Here is a 21,035-nt window from a genome sequence, read left to right as displayed (position 1 = left end):
ACGGGCATGATTCTGCCACCTGTTTGGAGAAATGCTGTGATTTCTTTTCAGTATTGATATTGTCCGTATTTGTGACCGTTTATAAAATGTATTTTTTCACTCTTTGCTGTACAGATGAACATCCCTCTGCGGGAATGGTATAGTAATATTCCTTGCATTGAGTTCATCATAGAGCATGTTTAATAAATCTGATTTCACCGGATAGTAGTCATTGGTATCGATCCAGACCCTTAACTGCAGGATTACTGCTGAATCTGCCATCTCCTTAAACCTGACAATTGGTTCTGGTTCTCTGTGAAGTTTTGGGTGTCTCTCGCAGACTGTAAGTGCTGCTTCCATGGCATCTTTTATGTCTGTATCATATGCAACCCCGTATTCGACTGCTATTAATCTTGTTGGCATTCTTGTTACATTGACTATGCTGCCGTTCCAGATTTTGCCATTCGGAATTAAAACCCTTGTGTTGTCAAGCCTTTTAATTTCGGTTGACATGACGTTCATATCCTTTACAACGCCTGACTCTCCGGCTATTACTACCTCATCATCAATATCATAGGCTTTGGATGAGGCTATCCATACACCGGATGCGATATTGTTCACTGTGTCCTGAAGACCGAAACCAAGTATAATGCTTACAAAAGCCATGACACTGATAATAATCGTTGCCGACTGGACACCAATAAATCCCAGGGCAATGAGAATTACAATCAGATACAGGAATAATTTAATTGCCTTTATGAGTTGATTCGTCATTATCTTTGGCATTTTTGTGTTCTTGGCAATGGTCGCTTCCAGTCTCCCGGATAATATTCTTACGATAATATATCCTGCTATAAGTGCTATGAAACAGGCAATGATGTTCTCCGGGCTCAGGGTTAGCTTCCCTATGTCCATTGCCTGATCCAGTTTTAAATCACCAATTGATGCCATAATTTGAAATCCCTTCAGTGTATTGATTATGTTATGACTGGTTTATTATTATTTGCCTGAGTTATTTGTCTGATTCAGGTTTAAATTGTTGTAACTGCCCGAAACATCTGCTCTCTTCATTGAGATGATCTGCCTCTCTCCCCGGAATATTTGATCTGAGTATTCATTCAAAGACTATGTCATACACAGCATGGTGAAGATTTGGTGCATATGATCTAACCTTATTTTCAGTGATATTTCCGGTGGTGAAACCCCTCAGAGTCTCCAGCATTTCACCTTCCTCACCCTGTATTGAATAGAAGTGTATAACTCCGCCTTTTCTGCAGAGCTTAAATGCTGCTTTAAGGAATGGTACAGAGTTCATAGGCAGGTTCATTATAATTCTGTCAAATGAGCCGTCCGGAAATATACCTGGCATATGCAGGGCATCGCCAAGCATGGGTGTAATATTTTTTATTCTGTTGAGCCGGATATTCTCATCCATCAGCCGTACTGCATCCGGGTTTATATCATTGGCAATTACCACTGAAGCCTTTCTGCTTAGTGCAACTGCAAAAGGGCCGACACCTGCAAAGAGATCAAATACCTTCTCTCCTTCTTCCATACTGTTCAGGATTCTCTGCCTCTCATTGGCAAGCCTTGCCGAGAAGTATGCCTTTGAGAGATCAATTTTAAATCTCAGACCATACTCTGTATAGTCCGTTTCTGTTGTATTCTCACCTGCAAGAACCTGATAGTCTTTTGTTCTGTATTCTCCGGTTACAGCAGATTCAGAATAGAGTACTGTATGGATGACCGGCCTTGATTTAAGAAGCAGTTCTGCGTCATTTATATTATTCTCATGAATGACTGCAATTCCGCCTATTAGTTCATGCCTTGGAAGTTCCTCTTTCCTGCTCCTCTCCTCAAATTCAAATATCTCTGAATCCGGTATTTTTTCCTTTACCGGAAAGTAGAGATATTTGTCATCTTTTTTGGGTTTAAAGTCCGGATGGAGGGTTCCCTCTGCAATAAGTCGCTGTCTCGTCTCCTCTCCAGTTGTTTTATTTACCTTTATTCCCCAGCATTTTACCGGCATAAGACCACTATAATATTGTATCTTCCTTACCAATAACTGATCAATATGGATGAGAATTTCAGGCAGCATATTTCCGGGCTGAAAAAAGGAACCATCAAACTGCACGCACTTGAGTCGCTTCTTACTCCTGATGATGCGCTTACTGTCAGGAGAAGTTTCATCAGCGAAGAGACCGGCGTTTCTCTTGAGAAGGCCGGCAGTTATTCGATGGATGTCAGCCGGGCATGCAGCAAGAACTGCGAGAATATGATAGGCGCAGTCCAGATCCCTCTTGGTGTGGCGGGGAAACTGAAGGTTAAGGGTGAGTATGCAGAAGGGGAATATTATCTGCCCCTTGCAACAACCGAAGGTGCACTTATTGCATCGGTGAACAGAGGCTGCAAGGCAATTACCAGGGCCGGAGGTGCTGAAGTCAGGATCTTCAGGGATGGCATGACCCGTGCGCCGGTATTTGCGGCGAAGTCAGTTCCCCATGCAAATGAGATCGTCTGCTGGATTGAGGAAAATACCGGCAGTCTGAGAGAGATTGCAGAGAGCACCACAAACCACGGCAAAATGAAGGATATTCTCTGTTTTGTTGTAGGGACAAGTGTCTATGTGAGGATTGAGTTCTCAACCGGAGATGCTATGGGCATGAATATGGTTACCATTGCAAGTGAGAGGATTGCCGGTGAGGTTGCAGAGAAGACAGGGGCTGTTCTGGTTGCACTTTCGGGTAATATGTGCACGGACAAGAAACCGGCGGCGATAAATGCCATACTTGGACGTGGCAAGACTGTGTCCGCCGGAATTTTCCTCTCTGATGATATGATTAAGGAGATTTTTAAGACCGATGCAGCAACTCTGATGGAGGTTAACACAAGAAAGAATCTTGTCGGTTCTGCAAAGGCTGGAGCAATCGGGTTCAATGCACATGCCGCGAATGTGATTGCAGCAATATTCCTTGCATGCGGGCAGGACCCTGCGCATGTAGTTGAGGGCGCGAATGCCATGACAACGGTTGACCCGTCAGAAGGCGGCGTTTATGTCTCTGTTACACTTCCTTCTCTTCAGGTTGGAACTGTCGGCGGGGGCACGGGGCTTGATACACAGCGTGAATGCCTCAGTATGCTGGGCTGTGCAGGTGGTGGTGAAACCTCAGGTTCAAACAGTTCAAAGTTTGCGGAGATTATCGCATCAGCAGTTTTAGCCGGTGAACTGTCACTGCTTGGCGCTCTTGGTGCGGGCCATCTCGCACGGGCGCATAAACAGCTTGGGAGATAAAACTCTGTTAAAATAATATTTTTTGAGTTTTTTTCTGCTTTGTATTTTTGTTGTTATTTCCTCTCCTTCTTCTCCGGACGGCCGTACCAGATTGCGCCGGATTTTGGGCAGACCTCAAGGCATCTGCCGCACATATAGCATTCTGCCCCCATATCTCCTATTTTAGCTTCGTCAACAGGGCAGACCTTCTCGCATTTTCCGCATTTTATACATTCACTGCCCCTCTGAATTCCAAGCACGCTGTAAGCAGAAAATATGGCAAGCAATGTTCCGTACGGGCATATTAAGCGACAGAACGGCCTGTAAAAGAATGCTGATGCAATAATTATCAGAATAAATACGATTAACAGTATGCCTGCTGTGAGGTGGAAGAACTCATATATCCCGAAGAGGTCAACCACTGCATAGGAGTAAAAGTACGCTGCCGCAATAATGATTACAAAGACTATTGCACGAAATGATATCGTCTCTCTTTTTAGTTTCCTGCCGAATTTAGGTGTTGGCGCTAAGGATGCAAGCTCCTGTACTGTTCCCACCGGACAGATATGCCCGCAGAATATTCTCCCGAATATCAGGGTCATAAGAAGCATTGCGGCCATTCCAATGGTTGCAATTATCAGCGGGCCGCCAAGCCTTGCAGTATCCTTTAAGATAAGGCTCTGAAAATTATGCGGTGCAATGGGGGCAAAAACCAAAAAGCCCAGTAATGTCGAGAGTATTAGTATTGGTATTGTTTTTTTTCTGGTAATCAGTTTTTTGTTCCAGAGATATGCGAGAAGAATTATTACAATAAAAGCATATGCAAATCCTATAAATTTTGGAAAGATGTCTGCCGGCATGATGTCATCCTGAATATTTATGTATTCTACAGATGTTTCTTTAATCAGGCAGGCTTTAAATAACTTTAGCTGATTTTTTGGACAGTGCAATAGTTTTCAGGAGCTATGTGCGGTTTGTGATTTCCATGATGAATTCCCATGACAGCCTGCCCTTTCTGCATACTATATCCCTTTTTCTGATTGTTCTCTTCTCTGAGAGCAGAATATAGCTCTCACTGAACAGATCAAGCCCGCCGGATTCAAAGTCATATAGTTCAACCGGGATAAATGATCCGCCATTTGGAACTCTGCTTGTTACCGGGCATAGTTCCACCTCTTTTCCTCCGGAATCCTTCATAATTACAGCAGGTCTGACTTTGTCCGGATATTTCCCGTTCATTCCGACTGTAGCAAGCACTACATCTCCTTTTGTGTAAGCCGGCATCTGAAAAATTTTGGTTTTAATGAAGGTTAAATGATACGTATGATCCCGGTGTGATGACCTGAATCACCCAATGAAATTTTTATATTCACTCAGCAGTGCCCTGCCATATGACTCTCTCTTCTTTGATGGTATATAATTCAATTTTTCAGTTCTTTTAAGCAGTTCTTCTGTTATTCCTGCATCAGTTCCGGGTGGGTCTTTTTTTACATCCTGAATTATCCGGCTGAGCATATTTATTCCTGTTATTATGCCATCAATGTCAATTTTTTTTATATTGTCTCCTTCAGGTACCATTCCGCCGCATATGGTGCAGTAAACACCGTCTTTATCGTCACTCAAAGTATCACACTCAACTCATTCAAATTTCATATCATCTTTTGGATGCTGTGAATCACTCTCTTTTTCAGATTCATTTCCGCGTATCATTGTAAGGGCCATTTTGAATCCTGTTACTGCCGAGAGGGCGTGCGGGACATCTGCCGGAAATATGATTGTATCCCCCTCTTTCATAACATTTGTCTCACCTGCAACCCATACTTCACATTCGCCGTCAAGAATTGTAACCACTGCATCAAAGGGTGCTGTGTGCTCTGAAAGTCCCTCATCCTCATCAAATGAAAATACTGTTATGCTCCCGCAGGAGTTTTTTATAACCATCCGGCTTGCAACACTTCCTGGCTGGTATTCAACAAGGTCTTTTAAATTCAGTATCTTTCCCTTAAGCTGAGTCCTGTTATTGGTGCTCATAATTACTACTAATGTCTGGTTATATTATGGATATAAATATCTTTGTTATGTTGAAATGCCGGATTTATAATGGTATTAATTAGTTAACCTGCCTGATTTGCCACAGATAGTTTATAATCTGAATTACATGGCAGATAACTCCTGTAATGAAAAAGCTGAATGATATTTGATTATTTTACTGAAGTATAGTTTTAATATCTGAATGTTTCTGGTTAATCTGGCTTTATTGTTATTTCTGATAAGGCTTTTGTCTTTAATACGTTGTTATTTCAAAATTAACTGTTCTCTTCATTGAGATCATATCTGATCTTTTGGAGTGCGAGCCTGATAAGGCCAAGATTAGCATCTTTTTCAGCGAGAATACATATAAACAGGTCCCTTGCCGGAGTGACTATCAGTTTTCCCTCGTCTGTTTCGAGAAGAAGCTGGTTCAGTTCCCCCATCATAAGGTCATCGGTCATCTTTGCTCCCGTTCTGACCAAATCCTCAGATACTGCTGCTACATGCTCAAAATCTGCATCTCCGGCTGACTGTAGTGCAAAACCTTCAAAAAATACTGAGGCTGCAATGACTCCGGGCTGGCGCATAACACTAAGCAAAGTTTCGGGTGATAATATACTGTCACCTTTAATCTCTGTCCTATCTGCATCCTCAGATATAACAAAATTATCATCAATTGCAGCTTTTGCACTCTCAAGTTCTTCGGGTCTGTATGTATTGAGGATACATTTCATTCTCTCTTTCTTCAGCATTGCCCGATATGCGTCAGAACCGGAAAGTTTCAGATCTCCTGCAATATAGCTCCCGGCAACAGGTTTTCCATTCTCAACAAGGAGACAACCATCAGTATTTTCAATCTCTGTTCTGATATATCCGGTAAAATCCGGGCTTAAACTGAAAAGTCCGGCAAGTGAAATCTGCATCTCTGCAATCTGCTCGCCTGATGGAAGTGAAGATATCATAATGCGGCCATTATTCTGTCACGGTTTTTCTTAAGTTCGTACCTTATACGGCCGACGTTTATACCCTTCTGAGCTACAATTGCAATAAGTTCATCCTCAGATAGTGGAGCTATCAGAATCGGGCCTTCCTCCATCTCAACTATTATCTGGTTCATTGTCTCTTTACCAAGCTCTCTGCTCATAGCTTCGGATGTTCCGAGTCCTGTTGAAGCCATTGCACCAAGTGCCTCTATATCCACATCTCCTGATACTGCACTTTCAATTACAAAACCATCCCTGCCTGCGACAACCGCAGCCGTGACACCGTCAAGTTGTAAAAATTCACTTAATATCTGTTTTAACATATTTATGCCGTCCTTATTCCGGTTTAAATTTATTATTCGCCCTGTTTATCTCAATAGAGATGGGCATTTTGCCTATGGCATGTGTTGCGCATGATATGCACGGATCATATGCCCTTATCACCATCTCAATTTTGTTTGCCGCACTTTCGGTCAGAACTCCGTTTTCAATTACCTTCTTTGCAACGTCTTCAACTCCTCTGTCCATAGCATAGTTGTTCTGGCATGTTGCCACAATCAGGTTGCATTTTGTAATAAAACCCTTTTCATCGACCGAATAGTCGTGAATCAATGTGCCTCTCGGCGCTTCAACAATACCGACTCCTCTTCTGTTCACTATGCTTTCAGTCATTGTGCGGGTATCCATTCCACAGACTGATGAATCAGAGAGCAGATCTACTGCTTTTTCACAGCATGACAGAAGTTCTATGTATCTTGCAAGATTATATGCAAGGGTTGTCTGTGTAAAGGTTCCAAATGTGTTTCTGTACTCTGATAGTGCCTCATCTGCAAGCGGAGTCCCCATCTCTTTTACAATATTAAGCCTTGCAAGCGGGCCGACACGGTAATACTCCTGTGATTTCAGTCTTGAGAACTTCAGATAAGACCAGTCCTCTGAATACTCTTCTATATAGTTTAAGTAATCTTCACCGGAAAAACTACCTGAGTTTTCCCCGTTTTCTCCTGTTATGCAGACCGGGCCTTTGTATGCTGAAAATTTATCATTGTTGGATATTCCCATAAATCCGGTTTTAACTGCTCCAAATCCGAGGTCTGTCTGTTCAAGCACTGTCTTTGCTGTATCCCATCCTTCACTGGCAATCTCAAGTGACCTCTTTGCCATATCAAGAAGTTCTGTCCGCTTCTCTTCTGAGAGAGGATACGACACTCCGCCGGGTATGCATGTTGACGGGTGAATCGGTTTTGCACCTATAGCCTCTGTCAGCCTCTGGCCGAATTTTCTCACTTCTATCGCTTTTTTAGCCAAATCCGGAGCTTTTTTTACAAGTCCTACAATACTTCTCTCAGCAGCCGGAGCATCATGTCCCACAAGAAAATCAGGTGCTGCAAGCATGAAGAAATGAAGTGAGTGAGAATGAATAAACTGGCCCATCATCAGAAGTTCACGCAGTTTTTCTCCTGTTTCAGGTGGAGTTACCCCGAATATCTGATCACATGCCTTTGCCGCCGCCAGGTGGTGGGAAGTCGGGCATATCCCGCATATTCTCGGTGTTATTCTCGGTGCTTCCTCAATGGCTGAGCCTATCAGAAATTTTTCAAATCCCCGGAGTTCAACTACCTGAAAGTGGGCTGAACTTATATTATTCTGATCATCAAGGTTTATTCTGACGTTTGCATGGCCTTCTATTCTTGTAACAGGATTTATTGTGATTACTTTCATCCGCTTCTCTCCTTTACAAGGTCCCTTATCTTTGAGTTCTCCTTGTCTTCCATTATAAGGCTTCCAATTGTGAATGGATACATGGTGTGTGCAACATCGTAGAGTTCCTTTTCTATCTCTTTTTGCGGTCTGTCAGTCAGATCAGCAATTCTTCTGACCATCATATTGTATATGTCACGGCAGGGTTCTCTCAGTATGTCCAGAGACGGGCCGTTACAGCCGTGGCATGGTATGTTCTTTTTAGGGCATGCTGCCCCGCATCTCCCGAATGTTACAGGGCCCAGGCAGAGATATCCCTGTCCAAGCAGGCAGTGTTCTCTGTCAGGTTCTCCTTCATAGCGCCTTTTAAGGTGCCAGTTTTCAACAGATCCCATCTTCCTGTCACATTCAGAACAGACAGATTTTCTTGAAAGTTCTTTTTGATCACCTTTAATCAGTGCAGGGAGTATCTGCTTTAGGAACTGTTCCTTTGGTGGACATCCGGTTATGTAGTAGTCCATCTTTACAAGATCCCCTACAGCAAAGGCACGGTATGTGAATGGAGGGACATCAGTAGGGATGATGCCGTCATCTTTTACTGTATCGACATTCCTGTACACTGTGTTAAAGATCTCTTCATTGCTGCTGAGCATTGAAAGGCCTGATATCCCGCCATAGCAGGCGCATGTTCCAAGTGCTATAAGTATCTTTGATCTTTTTCTTATTTTCTCAAGCCTCTCCTGATTCTCCTCATTTCTCACGCATCCTGTAACAAAACCGACATCTATCCCTTCAGGCGGTTCTTTTACATCCATTATTACCGGAGAATAGACTATTTCTGCATCATTTAAGAGATCAAGTATCATCTCATGCAGGTCCAGAACAGCTATTGTACAGCCTGAACATCCTGCAAGTTCTTCTATTGCTATCTTCATAATTGACTGCACCTCATTTGAGAATTAGTTTTTTCAGGCATGAATTAGGTCCGGTGTGCATGATCTCAAGTTTTACCCGTGAACCTGTGATCTCTTCAATAGCACCTACAACATATCCGCATAATGTCTGGCATAATGGGCCTGCCTGTTCCTGACCGTTTCTTCGCAGGGTCTGTCTGACAATACAGTCATGAAATACGAGGTAGATGAATTTCTCGCCATTTTCTTCTATTATGAATGTATCACTGTCAGATGGTTTCCATACCTCAAAGGTGTACTGCCCCTGAAGAAGATCTGATAGTTCGTGAAGTGCATCCTCAATATCATCCCTCTTCTGAAAGTACTTCGCAACCTCATGTCCGAATTTCTTTCCTGCCCTGAATGTCACTGCGTTTGCACCCCGGCCTGCAATCTCCTCAAGAGACCTTATGACAAGACCGTTCAGTTTCATGACTCCGTGAAGCGTTGCTTCGATCTCCTTTGCCGGAGGGATGCATTCAAGTGGAACGTCCTCAGCTTTGTATTTTATATCGGTGTTGAACTTTTCATGCAGCTCATCGATATAACTTGCAGACATCTCAGATCACCTTTTTTAACATCTCACAGACTCTTATGTCGATGTAATGCCTCTTTGCCGGATAAATTCCTTTATGTTCCAGTGCCTGGGCCGGGCAGATCTCATGGCATGACAGGCATCCCATACAGTCCTGTGGCCTTACAGGTGTGCTCAGGCCGTCCTTTAGTTCATAAACGTTCATAGGGCAGTCTTTCACACACAGGCCACACCCTACGCAGGAATCCTCATCAACAGTTATTTCAATCATATCCTTTCACCTGAAAATTAATCGTAAAATGGTTCTCATTTTATTTTGCTGATCCCCCTGACTGCTTCGGCAAGTAGTTCAATTTCATTGTCGGAAAATTCCATTCTGGATTTAAGTTCTTTTACATCATTTAACAGCTGACGTATGCGGACATACATCACCCATATAATAAAGATGAACAGTATGTTCAGAGCACCAAGTACAAACGGCAGTATAGCTTCAGTTGACATCTCTTCCTCCCGGAAATAACGCTTTTGCAAATCTCTCTATTAAATTCTCTTTTCTCTTTTCGGACTTTTCTTCATCTTCATCATATTCTATGCCTATAGTCTGACTTGCAATCCGGCGAAATGCCCTTGAAGCATCTGATGTCGGGTACTTTACAACAATGGGTGTCCGGTTTGCAGATGCACGCCTTACATTTGTATCTTCAGGTATCATTCCGATAATAGGGACATCAAGAATTTTTTCGATCTGCTCCTCTGTTCCTTTATCATCTATCCGGTTTACACGATTGATTATTGCGCCGCGAATTTTCCCGCCCATCATTTCGGTTATCATTTTTGTCTTCAGACCGTCTACAATTGATGCTATGTCCGGATTTACAACGAGAATCACTTCGTCTGCAATTGCAAGCGGAATTATTCCGTCGTGGTTTATGCCCGCCGGTGCATCTATCATGAGTATGTCACACTCGTCAACAATATCTGCCATTATTCCTCTCAGAAGATCAGGATCTGAATTTTTGAATCCTTCCAGTGAGAGACCGCTTGGGATTACAGATACTCCAAAAGGTCCTTCATATATTGCATCATGAATGTCGGCCTTTCCTGCAAGCACCTCATGCAGTGTGATGGGCATATTTTCAAGACCAAGTACAAGTCCGAGATTGGCCATACCCATGTCGGAATCCATTATGTACGTTCTCTTTTTGTGGTAGGCAAGCATAGACCCAAGATTTGCGGTAACTGTTGTCTTTCCTGTGCCGCCTTTCCCTGATGCTATAGTTATTACTGTTGTCATGCATTTCTCCGGATTTAAATCTACATGTTTTTCCTTAGGATATACCGGATGTCCCTCTCAATCAGGGTAATATCGTTCTCTGAAAGTTCATTTTCTGATTTTATTATGCCTACAACTGTCCCGCCTTTGTATGGAACTCCTATGAGTTTTATATAGGGTGATTCAGGCTGGCTGCCCTGAAGATACATATAGCTGTAATTTGCTGCATCTTCATCCGGGTATGATTCCGTTGAGCTGATTACAAGGCCGTCAATTGTTGCCATTGTAAAAGAGGTAAGCTTATACTGTCTGAATATTTCCATTAAGTTTTCTTCAATGGATTCTGATTTATAAAGGGTGGAAGGTTCAGCAACTTCTTTATCTTTCGTTTTTTTATCGTTCTCTATTTTTTTGTTACTCTCTTTATCTTCTGCTTTTTCTTTAATCTTTGGCGGCAGAGACCTCATGTGAAGCAATATAAGAACAATTGCCGCCAGTATCAGAATCAGTATAACTGCAATTGCTGATAGTATAAGATTTGCATACATTATTGGATCAATAGTCATTCTTTTTCATCTCTCTATTTTTTAATTTCAATAAGGTGATCCAGATTCACTTTTTTTAAAATGTCTGAAATATTTGACCGGAAATCTCTGGTTATTGATTCAATTTCTGAATCATTCAGTTTAAGGATAATTTCATCTTCATCAGATGGCTGAGGTGTGGATTTACTCCTGATTTTGTCGTCTCTTTTTTTATCTGCTGTTTTCAGGGTTTTATCTGACTCTGGTCTCTCTTTTTTTAAGATTCTGGACTTATCCGGACTGTCCCTCTTAATTACTTCTCTTTTTTCTTCAGAGATTACCATGAATTTTGAATTGAACTCTTTTGAAAGTTTAATCTGGGATTCACTGTACACAGATAACTCTACAGTTGCTGGATCATCAGGTCTTGCAGAAAAATCAGCGATAACATTAAATCCTGAATTATTCATTGATTCTGCAAGAACAATTTCCCCGTTTTGAAATATAATTTCACCCTGCGTATCTCCGAATATTCCGGAGCAGCAGCCTGAAAAATTCCCCTTCCCCAGTTCGTCAACAATTTCCTTTATTGTAACGTCACGAACAAAACGCTCAAATCTGCCTCTGGGCAGTTGCATAATAATTTGTGGTGACTATTAGTAATATATATGTTATCATTTGATTCTGTTGTGAATTTTAGTGAATTAATAACTGTTTTAACATATATTTGTTGAACAAAATTATGTTATTCTCCTCATATGTATTGATATTCCTGTTATTTTTCAAGAATTATTACTATCTCTTTCAGTGCTTTATCTATGCCTGCTATAATCTCAGGATCAATATATTCACTGTATTCTTCAACAAAGTCTGCTTCAATACCCACCGTTATGATTTCTATCCCCGGAATAATCTCTTTTGCGACTTCAATAACTTCAGATATTCCTGCATCGTGAATTGACATTGTGGAAGGGATCACAGGCGGCGTTTCATAAAATATTTTTATATCACCTTTATTCTCCCCTATCCCAAGCATTGCATCGATGATAATTATACGATCAAATCCCTCCATATCGTTGATCAGTCCAATTCCTCCGGTACCTCCCTCAATTGTATCGATGTCAGGTCTTAATTCCTTCAGCATTTCTGCTGCAAGAACTCCTGCCCCATCATTGCCCATCAGAGGATTTCCGCACCCTATAACCCTTGTTCTCTTTGCAGAATTGGTCATATGTATATATTATTTTTCATACCTAAAGATCCTTTTCTCAATTTTTATTCCTGAGCAGTATTATTCACGAATACCGTTCTGCGCCATCTTTTCAGGAAATCTTTCTTCTGATCTCCGTAAATATTTTCCTGCTGAATTGTGACTCTTCTCTGTGTTCCGCAACCGGACGTGGATATCCTTCTATTTCATGTTTATTCATTATATTGGGATTATGTATCCATTCCGACGATATATCTGACAATTCCGGGATCCATCTTTTGATATATATGCAGTCAGGATCGTACTTCTTCTGCTGAAGCCATGGATTGAATATCCTAAACCATGGCTGGGAATCAGATCCTGTTGATGCTGACCACTGCCAGTTTCCGTTGTTGACACAGGGGTCATAGTCGAGAAGCTTTGATGCGAAATATCTCTCACCCCACATCCAGTTTATATGGATATCCTTGACCAGAAATGATGCAGTTATCATCCTCACCCTGTTGTGCATATATCCGGTTGAGTTCAGTTCCCGCATGCCTGCATCAACTATCGGAAATCCGGTATTTCCGGAGCACCATTTTTCAAAGAGTTTCCTGTCATTATTCCAGGGAAGGGTCTCATATTTCCTGTGGAAAGGTCCGGAGAATATATGGGGGTTGTGTCTGGCAATGTATGTATAAAAATCCCGCCAGTACAGCTGCCTTAACAGTTCAGAATCATATCCCTGTGTGCCGGATATTGCATGGTACACCTCACGCACAGATACTGTACCAAATCTTAAATGAGCCGAGAGATATGTTGTGCCTTTAACAGACGGAATATTTCTTGTATTGCTATAGTCATTAAGCTCTGCAAGTTTTTCGAGAAGGTAAAGTGCCTCACCCCTTCCCCCCCTCAGGTGATAACTTTCAGGATCTGTTTTATGGATGTCTTCGCCGTATTTATCTTCTTTCCGGATATAGTCTTCAGGTATTTTATTTCTGTCTGAATCTGTATCATTACTTCTGTAAAAATTGTCATCTCTGCATCTCTGAGGTGTTATTACCTGATATTCCTCGGCACGTCTGAAATATGGTGTGAATACGCTATATGTCCCCCCGTCTTTTCTGAGTATCCTGTCGGGATCATTCAGCATAAGATCGGGTGTCAGGTTGTAATCCGGAATTCCGGCAGATTTCAGAATTTCTGTTACCTTAATGTCCCTTATTCCGGCGTATGGTGAATAATCGCGGTTTGCAAATACTGCATCTGCTCCGATCTCTCTTATCAGGTATTTCAGTGCTCTTCCGGTACCTTCACTGAAATAAAAAAGCCGGCTTCCCTTATCTCTTAATTCCTGATCAAGTTCGTTCAGCGATCTGATTATGAAGGAATGCCTGATCACCGGAATATGTGGGTTATTTACACCTAATTCCGGTTCAGCGATATAAACCGGAATGACCTCTTCTGACCTTTCAAGTGCATTTAATAGTGCAGTATTGTCATTAAGCCTGAGATCACGCCTGAAAATATGCACTGATATTTTGTAATCTTTACTCCCCATCAGTCTATGAGATGGTTTTGGGAGGTATATATCTCCTATGAAAAACTTCGATTTTTCATACACCATCTGTGAACCCGCAGGTTCATGAATGACTTTTTAAGAAATAATTAATTCTAATCTGTTACTGCCTGTTCACAGATAAAAAAAGGATTAATATTTTATTCCTGCTTTTTCATGCAATTATCACTTGTCAAACCAGAACCCCATAAGCAGGGCATCTTCTCCGTCACTGTAATATTCGGATATTACAAAGACATCACAAAATCCAAGTTTTTTGTAAAATTCCTGTGCGCCGGTATTTGATACCCGCACTTCAAGCTGAATGCCGGACACCCCAAGCAGAATAAGCTCATATTCAAGTCTTTTTATGAGGAGACTGCCTATACCCTCTCCCTGATGGCTTTTTTTAGTGCCGATATTCATTATATGACCGTATTTCTCCTCACCGGTATCTTCAATTCCTCCGGTAAGAAAGCCTGTAATCTCTGAGTCTTTTACAGCCACAAAGAAAAGTCCGGGGAATAGAAATATTGCTTCATAAAAGGAGTCTTTATGCCACGGGTCATCAAAAATTTCCTTCTCTATTTTTATTATTTCAGGTATGTCCTCTGTTTTTGCCCTTCTGATGATTATTTTGCCATTGTCCATTTTATAATATCTCCGGTATTCCTGATGATTTCTCTCTCTCTCTGCTCCGGCTACATACCAATTGGAGTTATAGCCATTTACAGTTATTTTGTGTCCGGATGTCTGGTTCGTTATTCATCGGTCTTTTCCGGCATGATAATTCGGGCAATTATAAACATTGTGAAATACCAAATAATAGGCATCTGAAAGAGGCACTAACAAATGGTAAAAATATATCCTTTCAAGGCAGTAAGACCAGTCAGAGAAGAAGCAGGCAATATAGCTTCAGTTCCGTATGATGTTGTAAGCACAGAGGAGGCAAAGGAGATTATTGAAATTCAGCCCAACAGTTTTATGCGTGTCATCAGGTCTGAAGCAACCCTTCCCGGTGTTGATCCTGCCTCTCCTGAGGTCTATGACACTGCAAGTAAAAATCTCAATAGTCTGATTGAAAAGGGCCTCTTAATGCAGGATACAGAACCCGGAATATACCTGTACAGAATTAAGCAGGGCGGAAATATCTATCTTGGATTTGTATCCTGTGTATCTGTCGGTGACTACAGGGCAGACCTGATTAAAAAGCATGAGCATACCCGCTATGACAAGGAAGAGGACAGAACAAAGCATATTGACACTACTAATGCAAATACCGGTCTTGTTGTACTTCTCTATCGCGATTCAGGAGATATTTATTCGTATGTAAATTCCCTTGTGCCTGAGGGAACTCCCGATGCAGTTGCAAGAGACGGCAGCGGTGTGGTGCATGAACTATTCAGAATTTCAGATCCGCGTATTCTGACAGAGCTTGAAGAGATCTTTTCCGGCGTTGATTCGTTATATATCGCTGACGGGCATCACCGTGCTAAGTCATCTGTAAATGTAGCAGAGAAGAGGGAATCTGAAGGACGGATGACATCTGAGTCTGACCGTTTCATGGCAGTCATATTTGCGGAGGACAGGGTTAAGATCCACGGCTATTCAAGGCTTGTGACTGATCTTGGAAAGTATAATCCTGAGACATTTATGGCTGAGATTAAAACCCGTTTTGAGGTTAAGGAATATGGGGAGATTGACGATACTGTATTCAGGATTCCGCCATTAAAAGACTTTAAGATACCAATTCATACGATTCATATGTACCTTGCCGGCAAGTGGTATGAACTGTCTGCACCTGTCAAAAATCCGGAAGACGTGATTGCATCACTCGATGTATCAGTGCTTCAGAAGGAGGTTATGGAGGATATGCTTGGCATAACTGATCCCAGAAAAGATCCAAGGCTTCAGTATCTCGGCGGTGCAAGACCGCTTGCTGACCTTAAAGTAAGGGTTGACAGTGGTGCATTCGCAGTTGCATTCTCACTTCAGCCTGTAAAAGTAGAGTCTGTTCTCTCTGTAGCTGATGAAGGTAATGTGATGCCTCCGAAGTCCACATGGTTTGAACCAAAACTTCTCTCCGGGCTTGTTATTCATACCCTCGAATGAGGGATTTTTCTTTTTTTACCTGCATTACGCTATCTCTGCTGTTGTGGCAGATGAAACATCCTTGGTGCGGAAATTTGTATTCTCTGATATATTCCTGATTGAGCTGTCCGGAAAATCACCTGAAAGATCACTGGTAAATCCGACTCTGCTTTCCTGATGGCGACATCTAATATGTGCCTGATAACCGGAGTTATTTATTCTGAATATTTTTTGTTGCCGGATAATCATCCGGCAAAGATTAATTAATGTTTCATTTTATATATGGGATCTGTAAATATGATCGGGGTTGTTCTTATGAAATGTCTCTCCTTTTTAGTTCTTCTTATCATTGTATCACTTGTTCTTTTATCCGGATGTCTGGGTGAGGGGCCTGGGTCTTCCCTGCCGGAAGAAGGTACACCTGTTTCTGATAATTCTGAATCTTTTGGACTGTTTAATGAAACTTCCGGATCTGATCTGTCAGACAGTAACAGAATGGACCTTAGTTATGCATTTATGAGTCTGATGCTCTCTGTATCTGACGGTTACCTTACAGGAGACAATTATTCCCTCAGGATAATCCGTGGCACTAATGCAGATATTTATGGCAATTGTGATGCCTGGGTTGTTGGAGCGGTGAGGGATGGTGAAGATATTTTGTTAAAATACACTCTCTCCGGATGGAGTGAAGAGCCGTGGCCCGGAGTTCTCAGGGGTGATGATATAAACATTGATGAGATTATTTCACCTTCTGAATTATTTGAAAATAATTCTCTCCTTATCTCCGGAATAATTGATAATTCTGTTGACCCCCATATGGATCTTGAGATTAGTTCCGGTTATTACAGAATTCTTATCAATGACGGTGGAGTACTGACAGCATTGAAATTTGATTCTAAGACGGGGGATGTGATCTGAACTGAGAAATTACTGTAATGATGAAGGATTTCTTACCATTGACTTTCTTGTCGGTTTCGGGATCTTTCTTGTGGCTTTTATAATGGTGGTCAATATTGTTCCGGGGCTCTTTGTCGGGATTAATGGTGCCGGTATTGATTATGATGCTGTTGCGTACCGGACATCTGTAATTCTGATGGAAGATCCCGGTTCTCCTTCAGATCCCGGCTGGGAATATCTGGAGGTCTCGGATAAAGATGACATTGAGAGGTTTGGCCTTTCTTTGTCATCTGAATCTCCGGCAGTTTTATCTGAAAAAAAGGTTCTTGAATTTTTTAATCAGGGTAGTTTTGAGTTTACAGAGGATGATTACCGGGATCTTGCAGTCTTTGGTGAGATTGAGTATAACTATAACATATCCTTAAAGATTGAGGACGGTGCTGCCTATTATGCCGGTTCTCCCGTGCCGGATACGGGATATGGGTATATGAGGCGGGTCGGGCTTATAAGAATTGATCCTGTGGCTGAGATTGACTGCGGCGAATATAATACAAGCATTGCTGAAAGAAATCTAACCTCTGTTAATACAGGAATTACACTTAGTTTAAATTACAGTGAACTTATCAATGCCGAAATTCCGGTGGAGTACAGAATAAATCCCTTATCTGAGACTGCATTATTTGAGATCTCAAACTTTTCAGCATCTCTGAATAAGAGCTATATCTCCTCAGCAAAAATTACAAAGATACGCTATTATAAGTCCGGTGCATATGTCCCGAGGAGTTATGACCGGTTTGAGAATTCCACATACCAGTTCGATGTTGATGGCATATATTATACAATGGGGAGTGATGCTTCAGCAGATGACATTAATGTGACAGATTCTGATACTATCAGGTTTATGCTGCTCCCGCCAACTCTCTTCTCTTCCCAGGCAGATGCGGTATTTAAGGTCGTTCTGAATATGACATATGAATTTGATAATAATTTATATGATCATAATTACATATCCGGGGATTTTGATTATGGTTATGGCCGGGATTATGTGGCAGAACCGTATCTGACTCCTGTTGTGATGGAGGTTGCCATATGGTAATTCCCGGAGATGAAGCACAGCTTTTTACCATTGAAGGGCTTGTTGCCGGGCTTATCATGCTCACAACCGTATTTTTTATAGTGGGTACTGCTTCGGTTTACACTCCGGCTGATGTGCATATCAGCGATATGCAGACGGAGCAGCTTGGTTTTGATGCCTTAAGGGTTATGTCAACACCTTATATTTACGGGGCTGAGAGTGAACTTGGGGGAATTGTCTCTGAGATTGATCTCGGTGGAGTTAATGAGACATCTGCTGCTCTTCAGTTCAGGAACAGTTTTGGCGAACTGATCTCATCCGGCACAGGTGCAACTACTATAGTTGATTCATTTAATTTCAGCTCGGCTGTATATTATGTGGATGCCGGAGTGGTGGTGAATAAATCACTGCCCGATAATCCGGAAAATTACGCAAGAAGGCCCTCTGTCAGTGCAGGGAGATATCTTCTGACCGAATGGGGCGGGAGTGACAGTATTGTCCGTTTTGAGGTGATATTATGGAGAGAATGAATGATGAAGGACAGTGGATTGTCCTTATGGGATTTATTGTCAGTGTTTCGATATTTTTCCTGGCATTTCTGATAAACCAGTCTGTACTTGTCGGGCAGACTACTTCAGAAGCCGTACTTGAATTTCCAAAGACTGAAATTCAGGATGTAAGGGATATATCATCTGAAATTTTCAGAATTGAGGATAACGGCACAAAAAATACTCTGACTGATGAACTTTTGCTTCTCTCACTGACAAGGAGCAATTCAGTATCTGAACTTTCAGAAGGTACTCCTGGTGACAATGCACTGTATGATTATACTGAAATTTTAATCCACTTTAATAACGGAATTACAACATATGATGAATCCTACAATTTATTCACGAAAAAATGAGGATTGCCATATGGTGTCAGAGGATTGTATGAGATCTGAATGTTGTATGTTGTCAGAAGAGGGTATGAGGTATGATCTTACAGCTGCATCATGTGTGTGGTCCGAAATATCCTGTTTTGGGCGTATTTTCTCCGTCAGAGGTGTACAGGATTTAAGAAGGCTTATCAGACGACCTGATGACTGTGCGGTAAGCACTATGATTGAGTATTTAAATATTACAACAGTTATGGTTGTAATGCTTGTAGTTGTCTTTTTTGCGGCAAACACAATATTCATCGAAAAGCCTTCAAATACCATCAAATACAGCTCTTTTGTGGATATTGGGAATGGAATGAGTGTGAGGATTGTGGATCTTTATGCCATTGCTCCTGAAACCGGAAGGGTTGTAACCTCTTTTAATATTCCTGATGATGTTGCCGGAAAAGAGTATTATCTGAGGCTTGACCCACTTGCAACAGGTGCAGGACAGAGAATTATTGTCACTGACGGGTATATTACAACCAGAATATCTATATCCGGTATAGGTGCAACAAAGGGTGTTACAGGAAATACCACAGGTACAGGTGAAAATGTGATAACATATGATTCCGGAGGGTTTTAGATGGTGTTAAGTATTGGGGGACTCTGTGTTCTAATCCAGAATTCCATAGCGAAAAGGGATGACAGTGCTGTTTCGGAATCTATAGGGTTTATAATTATGTTCTCAATTGTCATTACCGGAATTGCAATGGTGACATTTTATGGCTATCCGCTTTTGATTAAGACTCAGGTTGGTTCTGATGAGAAGAGTATGGAGCAGACAATGATAACCATTCAGAATGATATGAAAATTCTGACATTCAGCAATGTTCCGTATCGTGATCTCTCCGTTATGGTTTCCGGAGGTACTCTTGAGACTATTAACTCCTCTGAGAGTGTACAGTATTTTGACATTGGATATACCCTGTCTGACGGTTCGCCTCAGTCTAAGACTTTTTACCCCGGAGAACTGAGGTATTCTTCTTCAGAAGGTGAGGCTGTTATGTCAATTGAGAACGGTGCGTTTGTCAGAAGGCAGAAGTTTACTGAAGGTTCTGTTATGGCTGCAAACCCAAGGTGGTTCATGGATGACGATACCGGCACTCTGGTGATCAATCTGATTTCTGTAGAATCTACGGTTAAGCAGTACCTGAGCGGTATAGGTGATCTTCAGATGAGTATGTTAAGTCCGCCTGAGACTACAATAAATGACTGTGATCAGACAGCAGACGTTACGATTAAATATGTTCCTGATCCTGACGATGACTACTCTGCCGCGTGGGATAATTTTTTCAGCGGGGATTCAGTTAAATCCGGAGGATTGACTCCATTGGGAACACCCGGAGAGTTTACTCTTCAGAATGTCAATAAAATAGTGATTAAGGAATATAAAATTAAAATTGAAAATATGTGATGTATATATTAAATATATTTATTTTTCCTTAACCATTCAACCTGCGGTCTGGTATATCTGTAGATGATATCACACTTTTCGTCCTGGAATGACCACGGCACTACTATCAGTACGTCGCCTTCTCTGATCCAGACTCTCTTCTTGATTTTACCTTTAATTCTGCCTGTCCTTGTTATGCCGTCATAGCATCTGACCCGTATGTGGTTTGCACCGAGCATCAGGTCTGCGGTAGCAAATATCTCATCTTTCTTCTTATTAGGCAGCTTAACTCTGATTATTGCTTCGCCCGGATTATTGTTCCCTTTATAACTTGCCAGAAATTCCAACTCCAGTTATTATAATATTGTTTTAATCGGTTATATCTGTTCTTGTTATTATAACTCTATGTCTGACTGTATCACTGTTCTCTGAATTTTCCGGTTATTTATTGTCATCCGGAACTGTAATCTCTGATAACGTCCTGAATTGTCTGTATATATACCTTACATGATTTAATATCTTCGGATATTAAACCAATACTCAGTACAGATTAGCTATTTATATGAGAATAAGCGTAAAACCCCTTGGTCTTTAGCCAAGGGGATGTAAGCGTTAGTCTTGTCCACTGATAATCACTAATGCAAAATATTTATT

The 21,035-nt window shown here is 41.5% G+C and carries 28 protein-coding genes; 8 read left to right on the top strand and 20 right to left on the bottom strand.

Features of this window, described 5'->3' with window-relative positions:
* Positions 1-96: 96 nt before the first annotated feature.
* Positions 97-930: a mechanosensitive ion channel family protein gene (locus tag L6E24_RS05780; RefSeq protein WP_257743758.1), complete on the bottom strand. Its 834-nt coding sequence runs from the start codon at positions 928-930 to the stop codon at positions 97-99.
* Positions 931-1,093: 163 nt separating this feature from the next.
* Positions 1,094-2,077, bottom strand: coding sequence for a class I SAM-dependent methyltransferase (locus L6E24_RS05775; RefSeq protein ID WP_308219150.1), 984 nt, complete (start codon positions 2,075-2,077; stop codon positions 1,094-1,096).
* Here L6E24_RS05775 and hmgA point away from each other — a divergent pair.
* Positions 2,054-3,271, top strand: coding sequence for a hydroxymethylglutaryl-CoA reductase (NADPH) (gene hmgA, locus L6E24_RS05770; RefSeq protein WP_257743757.1), 1,218 nt, complete (start codon positions 2,054-2,056; stop codon positions 3,269-3,271). The genes L6E24_RS05775 and hmgA overlap by 24 nt on opposite strands.
* A 53-nt stretch (positions 3,272-3,324) precedes the next feature.
* On the opposite strand, the gene L6E24_RS05765 is transcribed toward hmgA, so the two are convergent.
* The 17 genes from L6E24_RS05765 to rimI form a co-directional block, all read right to left on the bottom strand.
* A complete protein-coding gene (locus L6E24_RS05765) occupies positions 3,325-4,110 on the bottom strand; it encodes a 4Fe-4S binding protein (protein WP_257743756.1) in 786 nt (261 codons plus the stop codon).
* 103 nt (positions 4,111-4,213) lie between these two features.
* Positions 4,214-4,534: a type II toxin-antitoxin system PemK/MazF family toxin gene (locus L6E24_RS05760; RefSeq protein WP_257743755.1), complete on the bottom strand. Its 321-nt coding sequence runs from the start codon at positions 4,532-4,534 to the stop codon at positions 4,214-4,216.
* A gap of 63 nt (positions 4,535-4,597) precedes the next feature.
* Positions 4,598-4,873 carry an NAC family transcription factor gene (locus tag L6E24_RS05755; RefSeq protein ID WP_257743754.1) on the bottom strand — a complete coding sequence of 92 codons (276 nt, stop codon included), beginning with the start codon at positions 4,871-4,873 and terminating at the stop codon, positions 4,598-4,600.
* A 15-nt stretch (positions 4,874-4,888) separates the two neighbouring features.
* Complete coding sequence (locus L6E24_RS05750; protein ID WP_257743753.1) at positions 4,889-5,281, bottom strand: cupin domain-containing protein; 393 nt, start codon at positions 5,279-5,281, stop codon at positions 4,889-4,891.
* A 275-nt stretch (positions 5,282-5,556) separates the two neighbouring features.
* Positions 5,557-6,243 (bottom strand): roadblock/LC7 domain-containing protein, encoded by a 687-nt coding sequence (locus L6E24_RS05745; RefSeq protein WP_257743752.1) that lies wholly within the window; start codon positions 6,241-6,243, stop codon positions 5,557-5,559.
* Positions 6,240-6,587 (bottom strand): roadblock/LC7 domain-containing protein, encoded by a 348-nt coding sequence (locus L6E24_RS05740; RefSeq protein WP_257743751.1) that lies wholly within the window; start codon positions 6,585-6,587, stop codon positions 6,240-6,242. Before L6E24_RS05740 ends, L6E24_RS05745 begins: the two co-directional genes overlap by 4 nt.
* A 13-nt stretch (positions 6,588-6,600) precedes the next feature.
* Positions 6,601-7,986 (bottom strand): Ni/Fe hydrogenase subunit alpha, encoded by a 1,386-nt coding sequence (locus L6E24_RS05735; RefSeq protein ID WP_257743750.1) that lies wholly within the window; start codon positions 7,984-7,986, stop codon positions 6,601-6,603.
* On the bottom strand, positions 7,983-8,900 hold the full coding sequence (locus L6E24_RS05730; protein ID WP_257743749.1) for an NADH-quinone oxidoreductase subunit B family protein: 918 nt from the start codon (positions 8,898-8,900) through the stop codon (positions 7,983-7,985). Before L6E24_RS05730 ends, L6E24_RS05735 begins: the two co-directional genes overlap by 4 nt.
* 13 nt (positions 8,901-8,913) lie before the next feature.
* Positions 8,914-9,477, bottom strand: a complete 564-nt coding sequence (locus L6E24_RS05725) for a hydrocarbon binding protein (contains V4R domain) (RefSeq protein ID WP_257743748.1) — start codon at positions 9,475-9,477, stop codon at positions 8,914-8,916.
* 1 nt (position 9,478) lies between these two features.
* Positions 9,479-9,724, bottom strand: coding sequence for a 4Fe-4S dicluster domain-containing protein (locus tag L6E24_RS05720; RefSeq protein WP_257743747.1), 246 nt, complete (start codon positions 9,722-9,724; stop codon positions 9,479-9,481).
* A 35-nt stretch (positions 9,725-9,759) separates the two neighbouring features.
* Positions 9,760-9,954 carry a hypothetical protein gene (locus L6E24_RS05715; RefSeq protein ID WP_257743746.1) on the bottom strand — a complete coding sequence of 65 codons (195 nt, stop codon included), beginning with the start codon at positions 9,952-9,954 and terminating at the stop codon, positions 9,760-9,762.
* Positions 9,944-10,747, bottom strand: coding sequence for a cell division ATPase MinD (minD, locus tag L6E24_RS05710; RefSeq protein WP_257743745.1), 804 nt, complete (start codon positions 10,745-10,747; stop codon positions 9,944-9,946). Before minD ends, L6E24_RS05715 begins: the two co-directional genes overlap by 11 nt.
* A 20-nt stretch (positions 10,748-10,767) precedes the next feature.
* Complete coding sequence (locus L6E24_RS05705; RefSeq protein ID WP_257743744.1) at positions 10,768-11,292, bottom strand: hypothetical protein; 525 nt, start codon at positions 11,290-11,292, stop codon at positions 10,768-10,770.
* Positions 11,293-11,306: 14 nt separating this feature from the next.
* Complete coding sequence (locus L6E24_RS05700) at positions 11,307-11,888, bottom strand: hypothetical protein (RefSeq protein WP_257743743.1); 582 nt, start codon at positions 11,886-11,888, stop codon at positions 11,307-11,309.
* A 137-nt stretch (positions 11,889-12,025) separates the two neighbouring features.
* Positions 12,026-12,481 carry a hydrogenase maturation protease gene (locus L6E24_RS05695; RefSeq protein ID WP_257743742.1) on the bottom strand — a complete coding sequence of 152 codons (456 nt, stop codon included), beginning with the start codon at positions 12,479-12,481 and terminating at the stop codon, positions 12,026-12,028.
* A gap of 91 nt (positions 12,482-12,572) precedes the next feature.
* Entirely contained in the window at positions 12,573-14,072 is a 1,500-nt protein-coding gene (locus tag L6E24_RS05690) for a cryptochrome/photolyase family protein (RefSeq protein ID WP_257743741.1), read from the bottom strand.
* A gap of 117 nt (positions 14,073-14,189) precedes the next feature.
* Entirely contained in the window at positions 14,190-14,654 is a 465-nt protein-coding gene (gene rimI / locus L6E24_RS05685; RefSeq protein WP_257743740.1) for a ribosomal protein S18-alanine N-acetyltransferase, read from the bottom strand.
* Between the two features lie 201 nt (positions 14,655-14,855).
* Here rimI and L6E24_RS05680 point away from each other — a divergent pair, with 201 nt between their 5' ends.
* The 7 genes from L6E24_RS05680 to L6E24_RS05650 all read left to right on the top strand — a co-directional run bounded on the left by L6E24_RS05680 (position 14,856) and on the right by L6E24_RS05650 (position 20,402).
* On the top strand, positions 14,856-16,115 hold the full coding sequence (locus L6E24_RS05680; RefSeq protein WP_257743739.1) for a DUF1015 domain-containing protein: 1,260 nt from the start codon (positions 14,856-14,858) through the stop codon (positions 16,113-16,115).
* A 276-nt stretch (positions 16,116-16,391) separates the two neighbouring features.
* On the top strand, positions 16,392-17,012 hold the full coding sequence (locus L6E24_RS05675; RefSeq protein ID WP_257743738.1) for a hypothetical protein: 621 nt from the start codon (positions 16,392-16,394) through the stop codon (positions 17,010-17,012).
* A 70-nt stretch (positions 17,013-17,082) separates the two neighbouring features.
* On the top strand, positions 17,083-18,087 hold the full coding sequence (locus L6E24_RS05670; RefSeq protein ID WP_257743737.1) for a hypothetical protein: 1,005 nt from the start codon (positions 17,083-17,085) through the stop codon (positions 18,085-18,087).
* A complete protein-coding gene (locus tag L6E24_RS05665) occupies positions 18,081-18,596 on the top strand; it encodes a DUF7288 family protein (RefSeq protein WP_257743736.1) in 516 nt (171 codons plus the stop codon). Before L6E24_RS05670 ends, L6E24_RS05665 begins: the two co-directional genes overlap by 7 nt.
* On the top strand, positions 18,584-18,970 hold the full coding sequence (locus tag L6E24_RS05660; protein WP_257743735.1) for a hypothetical protein: 387 nt from the start codon (positions 18,584-18,586) through the stop codon (positions 18,968-18,970). Before L6E24_RS05665 ends, L6E24_RS05660 begins: the two co-directional genes overlap by 13 nt.
* 28 nt (positions 18,971-18,998) lie before the next feature.
* Positions 18,999-19,571 carry a hypothetical protein gene (locus L6E24_RS05655; RefSeq protein WP_257743734.1) on the top strand — a complete coding sequence of 191 codons (573 nt, stop codon included), beginning with the start codon at positions 18,999-19,001 and terminating at the stop codon, positions 19,569-19,571.
* Positions 19,572-20,402, top strand: coding sequence for a DUF7289 family protein (locus tag L6E24_RS05650; protein ID WP_257743733.1), 831 nt, complete (start codon positions 19,572-19,574; stop codon positions 20,400-20,402).
* 8 nt (positions 20,403-20,410) lie between these two features.
* On the opposite strand, the gene eif1A is transcribed toward L6E24_RS05650, so the two are convergent.
* Complete coding sequence (gene eif1A / locus L6E24_RS05645; RefSeq protein ID WP_257743732.1) at positions 20,411-20,728, bottom strand: translation initiation factor eIF-1A; 318 nt, start codon at positions 20,726-20,728, stop codon at positions 20,411-20,413.
* Positions 20,729-21,035: the final 307 nt, after the last annotated feature.

Origin of the sequence: Methanoplanus endosymbiosus (assembly GCF_024662215.1) — an archaeon.
Classification (GTDB): domain Archaea; phylum Halobacteriota; class Methanomicrobia; order Methanomicrobiales; family Methanomicrobiaceae; genus Methanoplanus; species Methanoplanus endosymbiosus.
The sequence above is the reverse complement of the archived record's forward strand: the minus strand, read 5'-3'. Positions and strand labels throughout refer to the sequence as shown.